Here is a 20145-nt window from a genome sequence, read left to right as displayed (position 1 = left end):
ATAATGATTACTATTCTCATTAAAATAACGGCAAAGCGATGACTTTGCCCGCCGGAAGCGATGTCAGCGGTAAATCTCCTCATTTAAAAAGGAATTGTTATGTCTTTACGTCATCTGTGCTCGCCGCGCCTGCGTGGGTCTCTGCTGTTGGGTTCTTTACTGATTGCCGGTACGTTCCAGGCTCATGCTGCTGAAGAGATGCTGCGCAAAGCGGTAGGCAAGGGCGCGTATGAAATGGCCGTCAGCCAGCAGGAAAACGCGCTGTGGGTTGCGACGACTCAAAGCCGCAAAACCGATAAAGGCGGCGTGGTATATCGCCTGGATCCGGTCACGCTGGACGTGACGCAGGCGATTCATAACGATCTCAAGCCGTTTGGCGCAACGATCGATAACGCCACCCAGACGCTGTGGTTTGGAAACACCGTCAACAGCGCGGTAACGGCCATTGACGCGAAAACGGGCGAGGTGAAAGGGCGCCTGGTGCTGGACGATCGCAAGCGTAGCGACACGGTGAAGCCCCTCCAGCCGCGCCAGCTGGTGGCCGATGACGCCACCAATACCGTCTACATTACCGGCATCGGCAAAGAGAGCGTGATTTGGGTGGTTGACGGCGCAACGCTGAAGCTGAAAGACACCATCACGAACACCGGCACGTTCAGTACCGGCCTGGCGCTGGATGCGCAGGCAAAACGCCTGTACACCACCAATGCGGACGGCGAGCTGGTAACCATTGATACCGCAACCAACAAAATCCTCAGCCGTAAGAAGGTGCAGGACGACGGGAAAGAGCACTTCTACCTGAACCTGAGCCTGGACACTGCCGGTCAGCGCGCGTTCCTGACGGATTCTAAACAGCCAGAGGTGCTGGTGGTGAGCCTGAAAGACGGCAGCGTAATCGGGAAAGTTTCTGCGCCGGAATCGCTGGCGGTGCTGTTTAACCCGGCACGCAATGAAGCCTACGTGACGCACCGCGAGGCGGGTAAGGTGAGCGTGATTGACGCCAAAACCTACAAAGTGACCAAAACCTACGATACGCCGGTTTACCCGAACAGCCTGGCGCTGTCAGCGGATGGCAAGACGCTGTACGTGACGGTGAAGCAGAAATCTACCCGTCAGCAGGAAGCGACCCAGCCTGACGACGTCATTCGTATCGCGCTGTAATGTCGTAGCGTGAGCGGCAGGCTGCCGTCCTACGATACAAAATAAAAAGGGAAGGCTAAATGCCTTCCCTTTTTTTGTCGCCGTATTAGCGCGACGTCTCTTCAACCAGCGGAGCGTCCTTTGTTTCATCGTCAGGATGAACCGGCGCGGTGCTGTGAATTTCATACACGCGTTTACGTACGCCAAACCAGCCGGCAATCAGCAACACCGCCAGCAGCGGAATAGTCGCGATGGTGTAGGTACCGTTCGGGTAGTCGAACGCCATCAGCACCAGCACGCTCAGCAGGAACAGCAGGGTGAGCCAGGAGGTCACCGGCGCGCCCGGCAGCTTAAAGCTGACGTCAGCCGCCTTACCTTCTTTGATCGCTTTGCGCAGACGCATCTGGCACACCACGATGAAGGCCCAGGAGGCGATGATGCCAAGCGCCGCCACGTTCAGTACAATCTCAAACACCTGAGACGGCACCAGATAGTTCAGGAATACCCCGAAGACGTACACCACCAGCGTGGCCAGAATACCCGCGTAAGGTACCTGCTGCTTGCTCATCTTCGACATAAACTTCGGTGCCGAGCCGCCCATGGACATGGAACGCAGAATACGACCCGTCGAGTACAGGCCAGAGTTCAGGCTGGAGAGCGCGGCGGTCAATACCACGATGTTCATGATGCTGCCCACGTAAGGCACGCCCAGCTTAGAGAAGAAGGTGACAAACGGGCTTTGACCCGCCTGATAGGCGTTCCACGGCAGCAGCAGCACCAGGAGCACTACGGAGCCCACGTAGAACAGGCCGATACGCCAGATCACGCTGTTAATGGCTTTAGGCACCATGGTCTGCGGATCTTTACATTCACCCGCCGCCGTACCCACCAGTTCGATGGAGGCAAAGGCAAACACCACCCCCTGAACCAGCACCAGCGCTGGCAGCAGGCCGTGCGGGAAGAAGCCGCCGTTATCGGTAATCAGATGGAAGCCCGTCGCATTGCCGTCCAGCGGTTTACCGCTGCCGAGGAAGACGGTACCGACGACCAGGAAGATGACAATGGCCAGCACTTTTACCAGCGCGAACCAGAACTCCATCTCGGCGAACCATTTCACGCCGATCATGTTCATGGTGCCGACGATCGCCAGCGCGCCAAGGGCAAACACCCACTGTGGCACATCGCCAAACGCGCCCCAGTAGTGCATGTACAGCGCGACGGCGGTGATATCAACGATACCGGTCATTGCCCAGTTAACGAAGTACATCCAGCCGGCGACGTAAGCGGCTTTTTCACCGAGAAATTCACGGGCGTAAGAGACAAAGCTGCCGCTGGAGGGACGATGGAGAACCAGCTCGCCCAGGGCACGAAGGATGAAGAAAGAGAAGATCCCGCACACCAGATAGACCAGGGCGAGGGCGGGGCCAGCCATCTGCAGACGCGCGCCTGCACCTAAAAACAGACCAGTACCGATAGCGCCGCCGATGGCGATCATCTGCACCTGACGGTTGCCCATCGCCTTGTGATAGCCCTCTTCGTGAGAGTTCAACCAGCGACGTTTCGCAGCATGATGATCGGCTGCGCTTTTATTGCTTGTTTTCATTGAGTTACCTGTTTGCCTGTCTGAACCATTAACGTGATAGTCCTGCCTGCCCGTCGCCCGACCAAACGATTGCTTCTGCGCAGACACATGCTGCCTTTCCAGTCATTCTGTGTATGGATAAGGCAAAACATGGCGAGGCATCCTACCCGCAATTGATAAGCGACGCAAAATATAACCGTGCCGAAAGTGATGCGCGTCGAAGGAAATCGTGTGGTCAGAGCAGACGGGGATCGCAACGCGCTGAATCGTGGCGTTTTTTTAGGCAAAAAGGCCGCCAAATGCCAGTTTATACATCAGGTTTACTTGATAATTACCGCCAGGTAGAGATTATGAATGCCGCAGGGCTGCAATCAGTAAGGCAAAAGCGGTAGTGTGCTGGCGGCGTAGCTGGAGAAGGTTACCGACGAGCAGTATCCGCATGCGTAGGCTGGCGTTTCGTAAACAAATTTTTAACGCTATGATTCGATCCGTTTACTTCAGCATTTGCAGGTGGAACGGTGAAAATCAATATCATAGGCACCAGCGGAAGTGGGAAAAGTACGCTTGGCAGGCGAATCGCTGAGGCGCTGGCCATCCCTTACATTGAGATGGACAGGCTTTACTGGCGAGCGAACTGGCAGGGAACTCCGGATGATGAGTTTCTCGCAGCGCTGGAAAAGGCGCTCGCCGCCTCGCCTGACTGGGTCCTGGACGGGAATTACAACCGCACGCGCGACGTAAAGTGGTGCGACGTTGATCTGGTGGTGTGGATAGATCGTGGGTTTAGCCGCACGCTCTGGCAGGCGGTGACGCGCGCCTTCAGACGCGCCTGGCACAAACAGGAGCTCTGGCCCGGCACGGGGAACCGCGAAAGCTTTCGTCGATCGTTCTTTAGCAAGGACTCGATTATCATCTGGACGATCAAAACCTGGCGCAGCAACCGCAAACGCTATGAAGCGGATATGCAAAACCCGCAGTACGCGCACATTCGCTTTCTCCGCATTACCCGACGGCGGGAAGCCGAAGCACTCATTACTTCGCTCCTGTCAGGCCGATGACGGATCGGCTATTCCCGTTTTCCGGCAATTCAAATGTAAATTAATTGTTTCTCAGAGGTGAAATCCGCCTTTAATAATGACGACATGTTAAGTCAAACGAGAACGCAACATGTCATGGCGAATCAGCATTCTGGATAAAAGCCCCGTCGCAGAACACGAAACCGCCGCCGATGCGCTGGCGCGTACCTTAACGCTGGCGCAGCTGGCGGAGACTCTGGGTTACCACCGCTTCTGGATTGCCGAACACCACAATACCCCGGCGCTTGCCAGCCCCTCGCCGGAGCTGCTGATTGCCTGGATCCTCGGGCAAACAAAGCGTATTCGCGTGGGCTCAGGCGGCGTCATGCTGCAACATTACAGCCCCTATAAAGTCGCCGAAAATTTTAACGTACTGGCCGCCCTTGCGCCGGGCCGGGTTGATCTGGGGGTTGGTAAAGCGCCCGGCGGTCTGCCGCTCTCAACCCGCGCCTTGCAGCACGGCCTTAATCCGCAGGAGAAAGGCAGCTTCGCGGAACAACTGACGCAGCTCGAACGGTGGATCCGCCCTGAAAATCAGGCAGCGGAGGAGACGGTTCGCGCCACGCCTCTGCCTCCGGTGCCTGCGCAAGGCTTTCTGCTGGGCGCCAGCACCGAAAGCGCGCTGCTGGCGGCCTCGCTCGACTGGCATTTTGTCTTTGCCGCCCACCTGAACGGTGACCCGGAACTGCTGCGCGAGGTCGTCACGGCCTGGCGTCAACACAGCGTCCGGGAGGTGATGGTGGCCGTGCAGGTCATTGTTGCCCCAACCCAGTCAGAGGCCGACGCTCTGGCGCAGAAGGTTGAAGTGTGGGGCGTGGAGCTGGCAAACGGGCAACGCGTCACCGTGGCCAGCGAAGAACAGGCCTACGCCTTTGCGCGGCAGGCGGGCAGCGAACCGGTGCGCATCGCGCGTCGGGCGCAGTCTCTGCTGGCCGGAACGGCGGCATCGGTGCTTGAACGGCTCAACGCGCTGCATCAGCAGTGGGGGATTGACGAATTTATCATCGACACGCCGGTAGCTGATGGCGCAACGCGCGTGCAGTCCCTGCGGCTGCTGGCCGAGGCGCGTCTTAACAGGGAGGTTACCGTATGAGCTTTAGCGAACAGCTGATTGCCTGGCGCCGTGAGCTGCACCAGAACCCTGAACTGTCCGGTCAGGAGGTCGAAACAACGGCTCGCCTGCGCGAGTGGCTGACGGCGGCCGGGATTGCCCCGCTGGATTACGATCTTCAGACCGGGCTGGTTGCGGAGATCGGCACGGGCAATGCACTGGTTGCGCTGCGCGCCGATATCGACGCGTTACCCATCGATGAGCGCAGCGGGGTGCCGTTTACCTCCAGACGTGCGGGAGTGATGCACGCCTGCGGTCACGACGTCCACACCAGCGTAATCCTCGGCGCCGCGTTACGGCTGAAGGAGCGGGAAACCTCGCTCAACGGCCGCGTGCGGATCCTGTTCCAGCCTGCGGAAGAAAATTTCGGCGGAGCGAAAAGCATGGTGCGTGCCGGGGCATTACGCGACGTGCGCGCGATTTTCGGGATGCATAACGAGCCTTCACTGCCGGTTGGTGAATTTGCTACGCGCGGCGGTCCGTTTTATGCCAACGTCGATCGCTTCGTTATTCATATTACCGGTAAAGGCGCGCATGCCGCTCGCCCCCATGAAGGCAACGACGCCATCGTGCTGGCAAGCCAGCTGGTGACCGCGCTGCAAAGCGTGGCCAGCCGTAACGTCAACACGCTGGATTCGGTCGTACTAAGCGTGACGCGCATCGCCGGGGGGAATACCTGGAACGTGCTGCCGGAAAGCGTTGAGCTGGAGGGCACGTTGCGCACGCACCGCACGGAAGTGCAGCAGAACGTGAAGGCGCGCGTCGGTGAAATCGCCGCCGGATTTGCCAGCGCCTTTAGCGCGCAGATCAACATCACCTGGTACGCAGGGCCAGCCGCGCTGGTTAATGACGAGCGCTGGGCCGCGTTTGCCGCCTCGGTCGCGCGCGAGGCGGGGTATGAGACCCGGCATGCTGAACTGCACATGGGTGGAGAAGATTTTGCGGTCTATCTGCAAAACATTCCCGGCGCGTTTGTCAGCATTGGCAGCAACAGCCCGTTTGGTTTACATCATCCGGCATTTAACCCGGACGAAGCACTAATCGAACCCGCTGCCCGCTATTTTGCACAGCTCGCGGAAAAAGCCCTGCAACACGTTTAATTTATTTGAGGTGAATATGTCTGCAAATCGTCAATTGCGGCTGGGTACCATTTTGCATGGAGCATCCGGAAATATGTCCGCCTGGCGTCATCCGGCGGCGGTCGCGGATGCCAGCATTAATTTTGATTTCGTTAAAGAAACGGCATTAAAAGCGGAAGAGGGCAAGCTCGACTTTATTTTTGTGGCCGACGGTCTTTATATTAACGAGAAATCCATTCCGCATTTTTTAAACCGCTTTGAGCCGCTGACGGTTCTGTCCGCGCTGGCAAGCGTCACCACGCGCCTGGGGCTGGTCGGCACGTTGTCCACCTCCTACAGCGAGCCCTTCACCGTGGCGCGCCAGTTTGCCAGCCTCGATCACCTGAGCAACGGCCGCGCGGGCTGGAACGTTGTGACCTCACCGCTGGAAGGGTCAGCGAAAAACTTCTCCCGCGACAAACATCCTGAGCATGCGCTGCGCTACCGCATTGCCGATGAGTATCTCGACGTGGTCAAAGGGTTATGGGATTCCTGGGAAGGGGATGCCTTTATCCGCAATAAAGAGAGCGGACAGTTTTTCGACGCGTCAAAACTGCATACCCTGGATCACCACGGTGATTTCTTCCGGGTTTCCGGCCCGCTGAACATTGGCCGCACGCCGCAGGGGCGTCCGATTGTCTTTCAGGCCGGCGCGTCGGATGACGGTAAAAAGCTGGCTGCGAAACACGCCGACGCCATCTTTACCCACCATGAAACGCTGGAAGAAGCCCGGGCCTTTTACCGCGATGTCAAACAGCAGCTGGAAAGTCACGGTCGCCGCGCAGGGGATTTACATATATTCCAGGGCGTCAGCGTGATTGTCGGAAACGACGCCGATGACGTTGAAAACCAGTATCAAACCACGGCGGCGCTGGTCTCCATTCATGATGCGCTGAACTATCTCGGACGTTATTTCGAGCATCACGACTTCAGCCAGTATCCCCTCGACGCGCCGTTCCCGGATATTGGCGATTTAGGCAAAAACAGCTTCCGCAGCACCACCGATGAAATCAAGCGTAACGCCCGTGAGCGCAACTTAACTCTGCGTCAGGTTGCGCTGGAAGCCGCATCGCCGCGCCCGCGTTTTTCCGGCACGCCGGAGCAGGTGGCCGATGGATTACAGGCCTGGTTCGAGGAGAAGGCGGCTGACGGCTTCATTATTCAGGGCGGTACGCCGGACACCTTTGCGCGCTTTGTCGACCAGGTGGTGCCCGTGTTACAGGCGCGCGGCCTTTTCCGCAGCGAGTATTCCGGCACCACGCTGCGCGAAAGTCTGGGCTTAGACGAACCCAAAAATCAGTTCACACAATAATAAAAGAGAAAAACGCTATGCAGAAATCATCGCTTATTCTGGCGCTTGCGCTGGCCTTTACCCCTGCCGTCTGGGCAGAGAACGTCAATATTAACGGCACCGGCGTGAGCATTGAGGTGAATAAAACGCCGATCCATACCGCTAAAAACAGCGATGCGATCGCGCAGTTGCCGAAAGACTACCGCTTTGCCGTGCCGGGGAAATTTACCGTGGCGGTGGCGGGACTGAATCAGCCGCCGCTGACGGTCTTTTCCGACGACAACAAAACTCTGCTTGGGAGTGAGGTCGATATTGCGCGACTGGTGGCGGACAGCCTCGGGCTCGAGCTCAACGTCGTGCCCACCTCCTGGGAGGACTGGCCGCTGGGGGTTGCATCCGGGAAATACGACGCGGCGATCAGCAATATCACCGTTACCAAAGCGCGCAAGGAGAAGTTCGACTTCGCCACCTACCGCAAGGATTCCCTTGGCTTTTACGTGAAATCCACCAGCCCGATCGCGTCGCTGCAGAAGGCGGAAGATATCGCCGGGCTGCGCATCATCGTCGGCTCCGGCACCAACCAGGAGGCGATCCTGCTGGCGTGGAATGAAGCGAACCTGAAAAAAGGGCTTAAGCCGTTTATCCCGGTCTACACCAAAGACGATGCGGCGCAAACCCTCGCGCTACAGTCAGGCCGCGCTGACGCCTATTTTGGCCCGAACGTGATCGGCGCCTGGAAAGCGGCGCTGAACGGTAAAACCAGGCTGGTCGGCAGCGTCGACGGCGGCTGGCCGAAGGCGGCGCATATCGCAGTGACGCTGAAAAAAGGGAGCGGCCTGGTTGAACCGGTTCAAACGGCGCTTAACGGCGTAATTAAGAACGGAGATTACGACAACGTGCTGAACCGCTGGGGGGAAGGCGTTGAGCGTATTCCCCATTCCGAAGTTAACCCGGCTGGTCTGGGCGATTAAGGAGGCGCTATGCGGGAACAATTTCGTGACGTTTCGCCGGAAGACGCCGATCTTCAGCCCATTATCGTCGGGCTGTTCGGTGAATACGCCGCTCGTTACGGCGACTACTTTTCAAAAGATGCAGAAGTCGAGCTGACGGAGTGGTACCTGGCGCCGCAGGGGCTGTTTATCGTGCTGGAGCGCGATGGCGAAATCATCGCTACCGGCGCTTATAAACCCTTCGACGAACGCACGGCAGAAATCAAGCGTATCTGGACGAATAAAACGCTGCGCCAGCAGGGGCTGGCCGCGCGCGTGGTACAGGAGCTGGAGCGCAGGGCGATACTGGCGGGCTACAGCCACATTTACCTGACTACCGGGTTTCGTCAGCCGGAGGCGGTACGGCTTTATCTGAGTCAGGGGTATCAGCCGCAGTTCGATCTCAACCGCGATCCGGAAGAGTACGGCCAGCCGCCGTTCGATGGTCGGCTGCGCTTCACCAAGACGCTGATCCGCGAAGCGCTCAGCAAAACCGCATAAGGAGCGACGATGAGCAAGGTTGAAACCATAAAAGTGATCCCGGCACGTTATCCGCTGCGCACGGTCGGCGCTGCGGTGGCGCTGTTTGTGCTGGCGGTCGTGATTCAGTCCGTAGCCTTTAATCCACGCTGGGAGTGGGCCGTATTTGCCCGCTGGTTCTTTGACCCGGTGATCCTTGAAGGTGTCGGACAGACGCTGCTGCTCACGTTGATAGGCACCGTGCTGAGCGTGATGATTGGCGGCATGCTGGCGCTGGCGCGGCTCTCGTCATCCTGGCTGTTGAGCAGCCTGGCGTGGGGATATATCTGGCTTTTTCGCTCTCTGCCGCTGATCGTGGTGCTGATCGTTCTTTATAACTTTTCCTATCTCTACGACACGCTCTCTCTCGGCGTGCCTTTTACCGGCATTACCTGGGGCAGCTTTGAAACCATCAACGTTCTCGGGCAATTTTCTACCGCCGTTGTGGGACTGACGCTGGTGCAGAGCGCCTATACGGCGGAAATTATCCGCGGGGGCTTCCTTGGGGTCGATCATGGTCAGTATGAGGCGGCGGCTGCGCTGGGTCTGCCGGCGTGGCGCCGCACCGTGCGGATTATTCTTCCGCAGGCGCTGCGCACCATTTTGCCGTCCGGGTTCAATGAAATCATCAGCCTCGCCAAAGGTACGGCGATGGTTTACGTGCTGGCGATGCCGGAGCTTTTCTACACGATCCAGATGATCTACAACCGCACGCAGGAGGTCATTCCGCTGTTGATGGTGGGTGCCGTCTGGTACCTGGTGATTACCACCGTCCTGTCTGCCATCCAGCACGTCGTTGAGCGCGGGCTCGCCCGCAGCGAGCGCCGCTCCGCCGTAAACCACAACCGGACATCCAGCCGGACGCGTTCCGTTACCACCTCGCCAGCACAGGAGCCTGTTCATGCAAGCCTCTCCTGAAGGACACATTGCTATTACCGGCGTCAGCAAGTTTTTTGGCCGTCATAAAGCGCTCGATAACGTTACGCTTGAGATCCCGCCGGGTTCCGTCACGGTGATCCTCGGCCCATCCGGCTCGGGAAAATCGACGCTGCTGCGCACCATTAACCATCTGGAACGCGTGGATGAAGGCTTTATTCAGATTGACGGAGAGTACATTGGCTACCGCCGCCAGGGCGACAAACTTTACGAGCTAAAGGAGAAAGAGATCCTCAAACAGCGCGTTAACGTGGGCTACGTGTTTCAGAACTTCAACCTTTTTCCGCATCTCACGGTGCTGGAAAACCTGATTGAGGCGCCCATCGCGCACAAGAAGCTCAACAGAAAGGCGGCTATAGCGCGCGCATACGGCCTGCTGGATGTAGTAGGGCTGCGCGATAAGGCCGATGCCTGGTCGCGTCACCTCTCCGGCGGCCAGCAGCAACGCATTGCCATTGCCCGCGCGCGGGCGTTATGCCCCCGCGTGATGCTGTTTGATGAGCCCACCTCGGCGCTTGACCCGGAACTGGTTGGCGAAGTGCTGGACGTGATTAAAAAGCTGGCCCGTTCCGGCACTACGCTGGTGGTGGTCACCCATGAGATCGGCTTCGCCCGGGAAGTGGCGGATCAGGTGGTGTTTATGGTCGACGGAAAAATTGTGGAGCAGGGCAGCAGCGACGAGGTGTTGAACCGTCCGTCGCATCCGCGAACGCGCCAGTTTCTCTCAAAAGTGCTGTAAGGAGCGCAGATGAAATATGGACTTCTGGCGGGGCTGATCTTTACGACGGCGAGCCATGCCAGCATTGATGTAAAAGCCAATGAACAGCCGCTTCCGGTGGCGGTTGATCCGCAGGCGGTGGCGAAAATTCCGGCGAACTATAAATTCGTTGAGCCAGGTACCCTCACGGTGGCAATTTCCGCCCTGAATTCACCGCCGCTGGCGCTGTTGGCCAGCGATAACCGCACCCGGATTGGCAGCGACCCGGATATAGCCCGGTTGCTGGCGGGCAGCCTGGGGCTGAAACTGAAGCTGGTGCCAACGGCGTGGGAAGACTGGCCGCTGGGGATCGCCTCCGGGCGCTATGACGTAGCGTTGGTGAATATCGCAGTCACCGAACAGCGCAAGGAGAAGTTCGATTTTGCGACCTATCGCGTCGATTCGCTGGCTTTTTCGGTGAAATCCACCAGTAACGTACGGTCGATTTCCAGTGCGAAAGATCTGGCCGGTAAAAAGGTGATTGTCGGATCGGGCACCAATCAGGAACGTATTCTGCTCGGCTGGAACGAGGAGAATAAAAAGGCCGGACGCGAGCCTGCATTACCGGTTTATCTGACCGACGATGCCTCAGGCAATCTCTATATTCAGTCCGGCAGGGCGGACGTGTTCTTTGGACCGCAATCCGTATCGGCCTACAAAGCGGCGTTAACCGGCAAAACCCGCGTCGTGGGATTAGGGCCGAAGAAAGCCTACGTCGCTACCACCACCAAAAAAGGGACCGGGCTGGTGTACGCGCTGCAGGCTGCGCTGGACGGTGCGATTAAGCGCGGGGACTATCAAAACGTGCTGGCGCGCTGGGGGGAGGCGGGCGAAGCGGTGACCAGCTCGGAGGTTAACCCGCCCGGGATAAACTACTAATGGTGCTCTATACCCTAAATAATTCGAGTTGCAGGAAGGCGGCAAGGGAACGAATCCCCGGGAGCGTACATAAGTACGTGACTGAGGTGAGTGAATGCAGCCAACGCATCTGCAACTTGAAGTATGACGGGTATACACTTAGGGTTTTCATCCCTGAGGAGGCAACATGATTAAACTCTATGGCGTACCCGGCTGGGGCTCGGCAATCAGTGAAGTGATGCTGACCCTGGCAGACATCCCTTATCAGTTTATCAACGTGGACGGGTTTGACCGGCCCGGCCCGCAGCGCGAGCTGCTGATAAAACTCAACCCGCTGTGCCAGGTGCCGACGCTGGAGCTGGAAAACGGTACGATCGTGACGGAAACCGCGGCGATCGCCCTGATGGTGCTCGACCGATGCCCCGACCTGGCGCCGCCCGTGGGGCAGGCCGAGCGCCAGCAGTTTCAGCGCCTGCTTATCTGGTTTGTTGCCAACGTCTATCCCACGTTTACCTACGCAGATTATCCGGAGCGCTGGGTGCCTGACGCGCCGGAACAGCTGAAGAAAAACTGCATCGAGTACCGCAAATCTCTCTATCTGTGGTTCGACGCTCAGCTCAGCGCCTCGCCCTTTGCCCTTGGCGAACGGCTGACGCTGCTTGACGTGTATATTGCCGTCGCGCGCACCTGGGGGCCGCGTCATGAGTGGTTCGCTGCCAACACGCCCGCTATCACGTCAGTTGCGGATGCGGTCTGTGCGTTACCTCAACTGCACAAGGTGCTAAAAGCTAACGACATTATCTGATAACGTTGAAAGCTCACATCATAAAAGGAAGCCTGCACATGCCACACGTTGATATCAAATGTTTTCCACGCGATCTGAATGACGAACAAAAAACGGCGCTGGCGGCGGATATCGCCGAAGCGATCGCCCGTCATCTGAACAGCAAAGATCGCTCAATCTCCGTGGCGCTTCAGGAAGTTCAGGAAGCTGACTGGAAGGCGCAGGTCTGGGATACCGAGATCGGCCCGAAACTGGATCAACTGATTAAGAAGCCCGGCTATTCTATGTAACTTGATTGCCGGGCGGTTCAATATCACCCGGCGATACCCGCCTTAATTTCCTATCGCAAAAATCGATAATAAAAACCATAACGATTCCGCTACAATCCCCCACCCGAACAATATCCGTTAAATCAGCAGGTAAGCACTGCAACAGCACTACGATAAGTACATTAGTAAAAGGATAATTTTCACATGACAAAATTACCTGAGTTTTCACTCGCCTTTTTGCATCCTCGTTACTGGCTCAGCTGGGCCGGCATTGCAGCGCTCTGGTGCACGGTACAGCTACCGTATCCGCTACTGTTAAAAACGGGTCACGGACTTGGCCGGCTGGCCATGCGCCTGCTTCCACGCCGCGTGGAGATAGCCAGACGTAATCTGGAGCTTTGCTTTCCGGACATGAACGACGAGGCGCGCGCGCGTTTACTTGAGCGTAATTTTGAATCGGTCGGGATGGGCGTCATCGAAACGGGTATCGCCTGGTTCTGGCCAGACCGGCGCGTACGCAAATACTTTAGCGTGACCGGCTACGAGCACATGGAACAGGCGAGGGCGCAAGGCAGGGGCGTGGTGCTTATTGGCATGCATTTTCTGACGCTTGAGCTGGGCGCGCGCATTTTTGGCATGCTCAATGCGGGAATTGGTGTATATCGTCCCAACAATAATGCGCTGCTCGACTGGCTACAGACGCGCGGTCGCCTGCGCTCCAATAAAACCATGCTCGACCGCTACGATCTGAAGGGCATGATCCGCGCGCTTAAGCAAAATGAGATCCTGTGGTATGCCCCGGATCACGACTATGGCAAAACCAACAGCGTGTTCGTGCCGTTTTTTGCCGTCCCGGACGCCGCGACAACCGCCGGTAGCTATATGCTGGTCAAAAGCGCCAGACCGGCCGTGATCCCGTTCGTACCGCGCAGAAAAGCAGATGGCACAGGGTACGAGCTGATTATTCTGGACGATATCAGCGGTGACTTGCAGGGAGGCGATAAGGCGGCCGTGGCTACGCAGATGAACAGGGCGATTGAGCGTGCGGTGATGATGGCGCCCGAGCAATATATGTGGCTGCACCGTCGCTTCAAAACGCGTCCAGAAGGGCAGCCGGACCGGTATGCGCGAAAAAAACAGGTCCAGTCCACAGCCAGAACCTTCTCTGCCGGCGATATGTCGGATCGGTCGAGTATCCAGCAGTAGCAAAGGGGGCGGATGCCGTTGCGCTCCGCCCTTTATAAAACCGGCGGCGCTGGATAGAATTACCGCATCCACCTTGTCGGGATGCAAAATATGACCGGAAGAGTCGACTATCACCTTGAAAAATATCTCCTCACCGAAGCGGCAGAGCCGGAGCGTCTGACCCGCCAGTGGGCGGAAGTGATGCGCGAGTGTCGCGAGCAGAAGTCCGGTGCGGAAGAGCGTTTGCGTCTCGCGCTGCTGAATGTGGATTATGTAACCAGCTTTGAGCTTCCTTTCCGGTTACTCCTCACCCGCGCCCCGCAGCTGATTGACGGGATAAGAAATGAGTTTCAGCTCAGCCAAAAAAATGTCCTGTTCAACGGCAGGCGGTTTGGCTGCGTCTACAGCCTTAAAAAAGACCTTGAAGGCGTTCCTGACGAATTTACCTATCACCTGAAAACGCGGATCCAGCGAAGCGATAGCGCAGGCGGAAGTGAGGTACCTTACCGGCAAATCGCCCAGCAGGTGAAAGCCCCCAGGGAACGACTCAGGCTGGCACTCGAAAATGGGCTATCCGTAACGGCGCTCGACGGGCTTTTCTGGTTTGGCATTCAGCGCATCGCGGCCGACGTGCAGAGGCTAAGGAAAACGGGCGTGAGGATAGTGACGTCGGAGACGGAGGTGTTCGATACGCTGACGATGACAACCCGGCGGATCCCGGTCTATAGTCAGAGTCCTGCGGAATGAGCCTCAGTCGATGACCCGTCGCGGTCCTATGAGAAGACAAAAATAGCGGCAATCTTTTTCTCAGATATACCGTGCTTCAGTAACGCTTTCACTGACATTATGCCCCTAAAAAGAGGGGCGTTTTCATGCGACGACGACGCTATTCAGCAAATGTCCGCAACGCGTCGCCATCAAGACGATAGCGTACCCATTCGGACTGCGGTACAGCGCCGATGCTCAGATAAAAATCAATGGCAGACTGGTTCCAGTCAAGCACGCTCCACTCCAGGCGGCCGCAGTGACGTTCCACCGCGCATTGCGCGATCTTTTTCAGCAGTGCTTTCCCCGCGCCCCTGCTGCGGTATTCCGGAGAGACGTACAAATCTTCCATATAGATGCCGTTACGGCCAAGCCAGGTGGAATAGCTGGTGAAGAAAACGGCATACCCGACGGCGTGTCCTGCGTATTCGGCGATCAGCGCTTCGGTTTTACCGTCCGCGCCAAACAGCGTTTTGCGGATCTCGTCCGGCGTGGTGACAACTTCTTCCGGCGTTTTTTCATAGACCGCGAGTTCGTAAATCATATCGTAAATTGCCGCTGCATCTTCAGGCCGCGCCTGACGGATCGTGACGCTCATTGGTGTCCCTTTATCTTTGTATGTGGTTGATGAGGGTAAGCATAAAGGGTAATGTCAGAAGAATTAAGTGCAATGAAATCAACGAATGATGAATATTATGCATCCGGCCTTACGTCGCCTTGATTTAAACCTCCTGCCGGTTTTTGACGCAATTTATCGCCACAGCTCCGTTCGTCTGGCGGCGGACGAGCTGGCGATGAGCACCTCGGCGCTCAGCCATGCCCTGTCACGGCTGCGCGTTTCACTCAACGATCCGCTGTTCTACCGGGAGGGGCATCGGATGTGTCCCAGCGTCTATGCCACGCAGCTTGCGCCCGTAATTGCATCGGCCCTGAAATATCTCGACCAGGAGCTGTCGCCGCAGCCGGAGTTTGATCCTGCCGTGAGTACGGCGTGTTTACAGATCGCGATAACGGACTTTACCGCGTTCTGCATCTTCCCTGCGCTTATGAATACGCTTCAGCATGCGGCGCCTGGCCTGCGTCTGGAATTACGTTATCTGCCGCACAGCCCGGCGTTGACGGAATTACTGGCAGGAGAGGTGGATCTGGCCCTGGGATTCAGCACCACCGGAGATCTCCGGTATCCGGAGCTGGAAGAGATTAGCTGGTTCGCGGATGAGTATGTCGTGATTAGCAACGCGAGCCGGAGCGCGCTGACGCTGGAGGATTATCTCGCCGCACGGCATCTTGTGGTTACGCCATGGAACGAGAAGCAGGGGGTGCTGGATTTACAGCTTGAACGCATGGGCTATACCCGACACATTGCGATCAAAACCCCGTCCATGCTCAGCGCCCCGTTTGTGATTGCAGAAAGCGATCTGCTGATGGCATTGCCTCGATTCGCCGCTGAAAAGCTGCTGCCAGCGACAAACATCAAGATTTTTCCCTTGCCGTTCCACATCAGCCCGTTTGAAGTGAAGATTTATTCGCACAAGCGCAGCGGTAAGCGAGGCGTCACGAACTGGCTAAAAGCCACGCTGCGCGCGCTGGGCGAAGGACTTCGGTCAGCGCGCTGATGATTCCGACTGTAACAGGATTGCCATCAGCCCCGGAAAGCGGGCATCCAGATCTTCTCTTCGCAGTGAAATCATATTCTCGCGCCCCTGTGGGCGCTGCCAGATCACGCCGCTGTCGCGCAGCACGCGCCAGTGGTGGGTCATGGTGGATTTCACCACATCTTCCGGCCGCAGGGCGTTGCAGCTCAGTTCGCGGCCGTCGGCCAGCCGACGGATAATCGCCAGCCGCAGCGGATTGCCGAGGGCAAACAGCACATTTTCCAGCAGTATTTGTTCAGGTTCGGGGTGGTTTGGAATCATCGTTTTCCTGCGTCTCACGTCAGATTGAGCTATATCAACAATAGGTCAACCGTTAAAAAATAGTTCGATAATACTCGTACAATAGGACTATTATAACAAACGAACGAACACGCGACCATCCCGGTCATCACACATCAGTCATTAAGACTTAAGGAAATATCATGCCCCGACCCATCCCCCTCGAACGTTATCGCAACATCGGTATCTCCGCGCATATCGATGCCGGTAAAACAACCACCACCGAGCGCATCCTGTTTTATACCGGGATGAGCCACAAGCTGGGTGAAGTACACGATGGCGCGGCAACTACCGACTGGATGGCGCAGGAGCAGGAGCGCGGGATCACCATTACGTCGGCAGCGGTGAGCTGTTTCTGGCCCGGCATGGACCGGAGCTTTGAGCCGCACCGGATCAACATCATCGACACCCCGGGCCACGTGGATTTCACCATTGAGGTGGAACGTTCCATGCGCGTGCTCGACGGTGCCGTAATGGTGTATGACTCCGTCGGCGGCGTACAGCCGCAGTCGGAAACCGTCTGGCGCCAGGCGAACAAATACCACGTCCCGCGGCTGGCGTTCGTCAATAAAATGGACCGCCCGGGCGCGGATTTCTTCCGCGTGGTGCGGATGATGCAGGAGCGTCTGAAGGCCAACCCGGTCCCGATTGTGATCCCAGTTGGCGCAGAAGAGCATTTCACCGGCGTGGTGGATCTCATCAAGATGCGCACCATCCTCTGGGACGATGCGACGCAGGGGATGGCGTTTAGCTACGCGCCGGTGCCTGACGACCTGCTGAGTACCGCTCAGGAGTGGCGTGAAAAGATGGTTTCTGCCGCAGCGGAAGCAAGCGACGCGCTGATGGACAAGTACCTTGAGACGGGCGATCTGGACGAGGCTGAAATCATCCAGGGGCTGCGTAGCCGCACCATCTCCGGTGAAATTCAGCCGATGCTGTGCGGCAGCGCCTTTAAGAACAAGGGCGTGCAGCGCATGCTCGACGCGGTTATTGAGCTGATGCCGTCCCCGCTGGACGTGCCCGCCATTGATGGCGTTGATGAAAACGGTCAGCACGCTGAGCGTCACCCCAGCGATGATGAACCGTTCTCGGCGCTGGCCTTCAAGCTGATGAGCGATCCGTACGTCGGCCAGCTGACCTTTATTCGCGTCTACTCCGGCATACTGCGCAAAGGCGACGCGGTCTATAACCCGGTGAAGGGCAAGAAAGAGCGTATCGGGCGCATCGTGCTGATGCATGCCAACGATCGCCACGAGGTGGACGAGCTGCGTACGGGCGATATCGCGGCCTGCGTCGGGCTGAAAGACGTTACCACCGGCGATACGCTCACCGATCCGAATGCGGTAATCACGCTTGAACGCATGGAGTTTCCGGATCCGGTTATTTCGCTGGCGATCGAGCCAAAAACCAAGGCCGACCAGGAGAAAATGGGGATCGCGCTGCAGCGCCTGGCGGCGGAAGATCCGTCGTTCCGCCTGCACACGGACGAGGAGTCCGGCCAGACGATTATCTCCGGCATGGGCGAGCTGCACCTGGAAATCATCGTCGACCGCATGAAGCGGGAGTTTGGCGTCGAGGCGAACATCGGCCGTCCACAGGTCACCTACCGCGAAACCCTGCGTAAGGCGGTGAAGGATATCGAAGGCAAATTTGTCCGGCAGTCCGGCGGTAAAGGGCAGTACGGCCACGTAGTCCTGAGCCTGGAGCCGCTAGCCGCCGGAAGCGGTTTTGTCTTTGAAGACGCCACCAAAGGCGGCGTGGTGCCGCGCGAGTACATCCCCTCCGTGGAAAAAGGGCTGCGCGAGGCCATGAATACCGGGGTGCTGGCGGGTTATCCGGTGGTCGACGTGAAGGCGACCCTGACGTTCGGTTCGTACCATGACGTCGACTCGTCGGAAATGGCCTTCCGCATGGCGGCGATCCTCGGCTTTAAGGAGGGCGCACGGCGCGCGGAACCGGTTATTCTTGAGCCGGTCATGCACGTCGAGGTAGAAACGCCGGAAGAGTATGCCGGTAATATTATGGGCGATCTCTCCTCCCGTCGCGGCATGGTGCAGGGGATGGCAGAGCAGTACGGCAGCCAGATTATCCGTGCTGACGTGCCGCTGGCCGAAATGTTTGGCTACGCCACCACGCTGCGCTCGATGTCCCAGGGGCGCGCGACGTATACGATGGAGTTCCATCATTTCGCAGAAGCTCCGCGGAACGTAGCGGATGAGATCATTGCGAAGCGTGTGAAGTAACAAAAAAGCCCTCTTCCTCAGGAAGGGGGCTTTTCTCTTTTGAGGTTGCGCTACTCCGGCGCCTTAACCATTTTCCCGCTGGCGACAAACGTTCCGGCGCCAAGATGATGCAGCGTATTCAGCCTATCCCCGTCAAACTGCCAGCGTCCGGCAACGAACGCGCGTTCGTCCGCGGCGGCGGAAACGACCTCACCAAACAGGGTGTCATATTTCTCTGCCGCAGAGGTCGCGGGCAATAGCCGGCACTCCATCCACGCCAGACATTTCTCTTCAATGACCGGCAGGCCAAGCTCGGGGCCATGAATAACCGGGATCCCGTAGCAGTTAAATTTATCCTCGTCGCGCCCGCTGACGCTGCCGACGGCGTAGGTCCAGTTCGCTGCCGCCACGCCGGGTATCACAATGCCGAATTTTCCGCTGCGCTCGATCAGCTCCCGTGACCACGCGCTTTTGTCCACCACTATCGCGATACGCGGGGGTTCAAACTCTACCGGCGTAGACCACGCGGCGGCCATGACGTTGCGACGATCGATGACGTCATCCCGGCTGGTGATGAGCACGGTCGGACCGTGATTCAAAAGGCGGCTGGCATGACGTAGTTCAATAGGGCGAAAGTGGCTCATGGTGGCTCCTTGTTTTTAGTGATGAGTATGGCGAAAAAGCACGGAAATCAAAGTGGGTGCGCGAAATTAGTTTATAAACTCAACATCACTCTCAAAGGAAACTGAAGCATGTCCCCATTTCTGACTGCCTACTTCGCCCGCATCGGCTGGACCCTGCCGACGTCTGTTGATATCGACACCCTGCGCGCGCTGCATTTACACCACAACTGCGCGATCCCTTTCGAGAATATCGACGTCGTTTTGCCGCGGGAGATCCATCTGGACGACGGGTGTCTGGTCGACAAACTGGTTACCGCCCGGCGCGGGGGATACTGCTTCGAGCAAAACGGCCTGTTCGAGCGCGTGCTACGCGAAGTGGGGTTTGCGGTACGCAGCGTGCTGGGGCGGGTCGTGCTGGCAAATCCGTCCCAGATGCCGCCGCGCACGCACCGGCTGCTGCTGGTGGAGCTGAACGGCGAGCGCTGGATCGCCGATGTGGGGTTTGGCGGACAAACGCTGACGGCGCCGATTCGGTTACTCGCCAACGAGGAGCAGGAGACCCCGCACGGCATGTACCGCCTGCTGAGCGAGGGCAACGACTGGGTGCTGCAGTTCCGCCATCACGAGCACTGGCAGTCGATGTACCACTTTGACCTGACGACCCAGTATTTCAGTGATTACGTGATGGGAAACTTCTGGTCCGCGCACTGGCCGCAGTCCCATTTCCGCCATCATCTGCTGATGTGCCGCCACCTGCCGGACGGCGGCAAGCTGACGCTGACCAACTTTAACTTTACCCACTGGCAGAACGGCCACGTGGAGGAGCAGATCGCGCTGGCGGATGCGCAAGCACTGTATCAGCTGATGCAGGAACGCTTTGGGCTGGGTGTTGACGATCCGAAGCACGGTTTTTCCCTGGCAGAGTTGACGGCGGTGATGGCGGGGTTTGATACGCATCCGCAGGCCGGGAAATAGGGATTAACGTA

Annotated in this window: 19 protein-coding genes and 1 pseudogene; 16 read left to right on the top strand and 4 right to left on the bottom strand. The window is 57.7% G+C overall.

Features of this window, described 5'->3' with window-relative positions; genetic code table 11:
• The first annotated feature begins 99 nt into the window (after positions 1–99).
• Entirely contained in the window at positions 100–1161 is a 1062-nt protein-coding gene (locus OWK27_RS19310) for a YncE family protein (RefSeq protein WP_148419768.1), read from the top strand.
• An 85-nt stretch (positions 1162–1246) separates the two neighbouring features.
• Here the strand turns inward: OWK27_RS19310 and ansP are convergent, their stop codons facing one another.
• The gene (gene ansP / locus OWK27_RS19305; RefSeq protein ID WP_176610247.1) at positions 1247–2743 is read right to left on the bottom strand and encodes an L-asparagine permease; all 1497 of its coding nucleotides are present in this window, start codon (positions 2741–2743) and stop codon (positions 1247–1249) included.
• 497 nt (positions 2744–3240) lie between these two features.
• Here ansP and OWK27_RS19300 point away from each other — a divergent pair, with 497 nt between their 5' ends.
• The 12 genes and pseudogenes from OWK27_RS19300 (at position 3241) to OWK27_RS19245 (ending at position 14362) form a co-directional block, all read left to right on the top strand.
• On the top strand, positions 3241–3780 hold the full coding sequence (locus OWK27_RS19300) for a shikimate kinase (RefSeq protein WP_267591008.1): 540 nt from the start codon (positions 3241–3243) through the stop codon (positions 3778–3780).
• A gap of 109 nt (positions 3781–3889) precedes the next feature.
• The gene (locus tag OWK27_RS19295; protein WP_176610249.1) at positions 3890–4891 is read left to right on the top strand and encodes an LLM class flavin-dependent oxidoreductase; all 1002 of its coding nucleotides are present in this window, start codon (positions 3890–3892) and stop codon (positions 4889–4891) included.
• Positions 4888–6009, top strand: a complete 1122-nt coding sequence (locus OWK27_RS19290; protein WP_267591007.1) for an amidohydrolase — start codon at positions 4888–4890, stop codon at positions 6007–6009. The genes OWK27_RS19295 and OWK27_RS19290 overlap by 4 nt, the downstream gene beginning before the upstream one ends.
• A gap of 16 nt (positions 6010–6025) precedes the next feature.
• A pseudogene (locus tag OWK27_RS19285) lies at positions 6026–8289 on the top strand (NtaA/DmoA family FMN-dependent monooxygenase).
• 9 nt (positions 8290–8298) lie between these two features.
• Positions 8299–8808: a GNAT family N-acetyltransferase gene (locus tag OWK27_RS19280; RefSeq protein WP_267591006.1), complete on the top strand. Its 510-nt coding sequence runs from the start codon at positions 8299–8301 to the stop codon at positions 8806–8808.
• A gap of 9 nt (positions 8809–8817) precedes the next feature.
• On the top strand, positions 8818–9744 hold the full coding sequence (locus OWK27_RS19275) for an amino acid ABC transporter permease (protein WP_267591005.1): 927 nt from the start codon (positions 8818–8820) through the stop codon (positions 9742–9744).
• Positions 9728–10501 carry an amino acid ABC transporter ATP-binding protein gene (locus OWK27_RS19270; RefSeq protein WP_267591004.1) on the top strand — a complete coding sequence of 258 codons (774 nt, stop codon included), beginning with the start codon at positions 9728–9730 and terminating at the stop codon, positions 10499–10501. The genes OWK27_RS19275 and OWK27_RS19270 overlap by 17 nt, the downstream gene beginning before the upstream one ends.
• Before the next feature lie 9 nt (positions 10502–10510).
• Positions 10511–11398, top strand: a complete 888-nt coding sequence (locus tag OWK27_RS19265; protein ID WP_267591003.1) for a transporter substrate-binding domain-containing protein — start codon at positions 10511–10513, stop codon at positions 11396–11398.
• Between the two features lie 166 nt (positions 11399–11564).
• On the top strand, positions 11565–12182 hold the full coding sequence (locus tag OWK27_RS19260; protein ID WP_267591002.1) for a glutathione S-transferase family protein: 618 nt from the start codon (positions 11565–11567) through the stop codon (positions 12180–12182).
• A gap of 38 nt (positions 12183–12220) precedes the next feature.
• On the top strand, positions 12221–12451 hold the full coding sequence (pptA, locus tag OWK27_RS19255) for a tautomerase PptA (protein WP_148419782.1): 231 nt from the start codon (positions 12221–12223) through the stop codon (positions 12449–12451).
• Positions 12452–12634: 183 nt separating this feature from the next.
• Positions 12635–13636 carry a Kdo(2)-lipid IV(A) acyltransferase gene (locus OWK27_RS19250; RefSeq protein WP_267591001.1) on the top strand — a complete coding sequence of 334 codons (1002 nt, stop codon included), beginning with the start codon at positions 12635–12637 and terminating at the stop codon, positions 13634–13636.
• A 90-nt stretch (positions 13637–13726) separates the two neighbouring features.
• Entirely contained in the window at positions 13727–14362 is a 636-nt protein-coding gene (locus tag OWK27_RS19245) for a helix-turn-helix domain-containing protein (RefSeq protein WP_267591000.1), read from the top strand.
• 139 nt (positions 14363–14501) lie between these two features.
• Here OWK27_RS19245 and OWK27_RS19240 read toward each other — a convergent pair whose 3' ends face one another.
• The gene (locus OWK27_RS19240) at positions 14502–14978 is read right to left on the bottom strand and encodes a GNAT family N-acetyltransferase (protein WP_267590999.1); all 477 of its coding nucleotides are present in this window, start codon (positions 14976–14978) and stop codon (positions 14502–14504) included.
• 85 nt (positions 14979–15063) lie between these two features.
• Between OWK27_RS19240 and OWK27_RS19235 the strand changes: the two genes are divergently transcribed.
• Positions 15064–15996: a LysR family transcriptional regulator gene (locus OWK27_RS19235; protein ID WP_176610260.1), complete on the top strand. Its 933-nt coding sequence runs from the start codon at positions 15064–15066 to the stop codon at positions 15994–15996.
• On the opposite strand, the gene OWK27_RS19230 is transcribed toward OWK27_RS19235, so the two are convergent.
• On the bottom strand, positions 15985–16296 hold the full coding sequence (locus OWK27_RS19230; RefSeq protein ID WP_148419787.1) for an ArsR/SmtB family transcription factor: 312 nt from the start codon (positions 16294–16296) through the stop codon (positions 15985–15987). The two genes, OWK27_RS19235 and OWK27_RS19230, sit on opposite strands and share 12 nt — an antisense overlap.
• Positions 16297–16457: 161 nt before the next feature.
• Between OWK27_RS19230 and fusA the strand changes: the two genes are divergently transcribed.
• Positions 16458–18557, top strand: coding sequence for an elongation factor G (fusA, locus tag OWK27_RS19225; protein WP_267590998.1), 2100 nt, complete (start codon positions 16458–16460; stop codon positions 18555–18557).
• Between the two features lie 50 nt (positions 18558–18607).
• On the opposite strand, the gene OWK27_RS19220 is transcribed toward fusA, so the two are convergent.
• A complete protein-coding gene (locus OWK27_RS19220; RefSeq protein ID WP_267590997.1) occupies positions 18608–19180 on the bottom strand; it encodes a flavin reductase family protein in 573 nt (190 codons plus the stop codon).
• Positions 19181–19288: 108 nt separating this feature from the next.
• Between OWK27_RS19220 and nhoA the strand changes: the two genes are divergently transcribed.
• Positions 19289–20134 (top strand): N-hydroxyarylamine O-acetyltransferase, encoded by an 846-nt coding sequence (gene nhoA / locus OWK27_RS19215; protein WP_267590996.1) that lies wholly within the window; start codon positions 19289–19291, stop codon positions 20132–20134.
• Positions 20135–20145 lie beyond the last annotated feature (11 nt).

Origin of the sequence: Enterobacter cloacae complex sp. 2022EL-00788, assembly GCF_026627565.1 — a bacterium.
Taxonomy (GTDB): domain Bacteria; phylum Pseudomonadota; class Gammaproteobacteria; order Enterobacterales; family Enterobacteriaceae; genus Enterobacter; species Enterobacter pasteurii.
The sequence above is the reverse complement of the archived record's forward strand: the minus strand, read 5'-3'. Positions and strand labels throughout refer to the sequence as shown.